Source organism: Pseudomonas sp. (assembly GCF_049645325.1).
GTDB lineage: Bacteria > Pseudomonadota > Gammaproteobacteria > Pseudomonadales > Pseudomonadaceae > Aquipseudomonas.
In genome coordinates, this window is the sequence record NZ_JBARTQ010000684.1 from 1 (window position 1) to 2395 (window position 2395).

Genomic DNA, 2395 nt, shown 5'->3' on the forward strand with positions numbered 1-2395 from the left:
GTGTTTGGATGGCGTACAGCCCGGAGATCGAGGTAACGTGCTTCGGTAAGGGCCAGATCATGGCCGTATTAGGAAATGCCAGGGCTCCGGCATCAAGGTTTACAGCGTCGCCGTAGCGAGATTCGGCGTGCATGAAGGCGAAGAAGCCTTTGTTCAACCCCAACTTCGCGCCCTCGAAGGTAACCTCGCAATCGAGTTTGCCGCCGTATTTGAAGGTCTGCTCAACACCTCCGCTGGCGACTCCCTGGTAGTAGTTGGTTTGGTAGAGGTCGACGAGGATGCCGTGCTCTGCGAGCCCTGGTCGCACGCCCAGCCAGTCGCCCAGCAAATGCGAGCGCGTTAAGCAGCTTGTCGGAGCTACGCCAGCACCACAATCGGTGCCACACCCACAGTCCATTGCAGAGCTGTCACAGCCGCACAGACTTAGTCCCGCTAAACTCTCGAAGCTCGTGGCTGGGTGCTGCTGGTTGCCATTATTGGCAGTACCTGCAAACAAGGTCCACTCAGCTGGCCCACTTCCGACTTGCTCAGAAGTGATTGACGAAGGCTGGCGCAACTCGGCACGCAGAGGACTCTCCAGGTACACGCCGAAGAGAACTCCAATGACGATGAGGGAGATCAGTCTTGCACTACTCATTGCTTCTCTTTCCATTTTGTCGCAAATGCCAGTTTGTCGCGAATAAATTGTTCCCGCCCGAAATTGCCTCACAAGAAGGAGGCAGCAAGGCAATTTCAGGCGGTACCTAGGGTTCCATGACCGGGTCGATTTGGCAGGATCTGGTTGCATCCTTTCGCGGCCTCAATCCGCCCCACTTCAAGGTTTACGCTGGAGACAGTGGCGGGTGCGTGCTGCACACCTGCCCTCCACCGCTAACGGCGGCCGCCGCAGCGGGCGCAGTGTTTCTCTTCGTCGTAGCCAAACGTGGCGCCCGGCAACAAAAATGACACGCTGAGTTTCACACCATAATTGGCGGTCGCCTGGGATGTTAAGCCAGCAGGTGTATATTGCGGCTGTAAAAAGATTTTTAACGGCAGCTCTCCCGCTTTGATAACTTTCCCGAGTTGCAAGCTGAGTGGAATATTGTAGTTACCGTCTTGATCGTCGAATTTCCATGCGAGGTCACCGACACCCGCGAACCATTCATTTCCCAGCAACTTGGTGAAAATTGGCTGAACTGTGACGGAATAGATGTCGCTTTCCAATGAAAAGGGTGCCTCGACCAAAGCACCAAAAGTCAAGTCTTCGAATAGGGCAGCATCAATGTATGCAAACGCCGGGCCGAGCTGCCATTCTCCCGCGCCCAACTGCAGGCTGGTCGAAGTTGGCAAGACCGCCACAGGGCCGATCGCGTAATTGACTCCCTTTTTAATCGGGTGAATGTAAAGATCGAAGTAAGTCGTGTCGCCCAGGCCTCCAACATCAAAAACCGGTCCATCCGGATCGGAAGTTGGAGCCAGAATTGGCAGCGTCGGCCGGATAATGTGGTACGGGAAATAGGAATCGGGTTTTCTGTTGACGGCAATCACTGGCTGGACGATGAATTGGTTCGCGTATCCGCTGCCGCCGTACGATTCGGGAATGAACGTGTTTTGAAACTGCAATTGGGACAGTGGCGCGCTGGGATTGACTGCGGCGGCTGCCCCGCCACCTTCTTGAGCGTACGCGCTGCCTACCATCAGGGGCGCGAGCAACGCCATAAACAAGAGACGTCGAAACATCAGGAAACTCCTTTTATTGATTTTCAGCCATCCATTGGCGCGGTAGAGAGGCACGGCCCCACGTATTGGCTATCGCCCGTCCGATCTACCCGCTGAATCGGAAAAATCCAGATGAAGGAAGAATCACTGACGCAAGCCAGCACAAACGGTGTATTCGCGCAAGTTTAACATACACAACACGTGCTCTTCAGAGTGCTCCCCTCATCGCCGCAGGCACGAAGCGGCCGATAAGCCGCTTCGTTTGGAATCGGCAACGGGTCAATTCACCGGTTGCGGTGCCGGGAAGGTCCATTAACCGTCCAAGTTTTGCTCGTGCCGTTATGCTCCGATATCGACGTAGCTCTTAAAATACCGGTCCGAGGTCGGCGTTTGCGCGCGAGTATGCCTCAACAAAAGAGAAGAGACCAGTCTACCCAACAAATCAACGCCTTTTGCTTCCCACGGACGATACGTGCGGGCGCACGGCGCGTTTTCTGTTCTACTTGGCAAGTAACCGGACAACCTCGGCGTGGCCATTTTTCGCGGCGAAATCTCGCGCGGTGTCACCATCAGCGTCACGAACGGTACCGTCTGCTTTATAGTTCAAAAGCACCTGCACAACCTTGACTTGCCCCTCAGCCGCCGCGTGCATGAGCGCCGTAAACTTTTCATCGGTGTCAACTGCATTGACTTCGGC

The 2395-nt window shown here is 55.1% G+C and carries 3 protein-coding genes; all 3 read right to left on the reverse strand.

Translation table 11 applies throughout. The features are described 5' to 3' along the window. Positions 1-637, reverse strand: a 637-nt coding sequence (locus WBB95_RS29140; protein ID WP_424490731.1) for a hypothetical protein, incomplete at its 3' end; no start/stop codon positions are given. Between the two features lie 233 nt (positions 638-870). Beyond that, positions 871-1719, reverse strand: coding sequence for a hypothetical protein (locus tag WBB95_RS29145; RefSeq protein ID WP_424490732.1), 849 nt, complete (start codon positions 1717-1719; stop codon positions 871-873). A gap of 478 nt (positions 1720-2197) precedes the next feature. Then, on the reverse strand, positions 2198-2395 hold a 198-nt coding region (locus WBB95_RS29150; RefSeq protein ID WP_424490733.1), incomplete at its 5' end, for an ankyrin repeat domain-containing protein.

Excerpts from the sequence above, each read along its gene's own strand:
- WBB95_RS29145 (WP_424490732.1), bottom strand. The coding sequence starts at position 1,719 with ATGTTTCGACGTCTCTTGTTTATGGCGTTGCTCGCGCCCCTGATGGTA.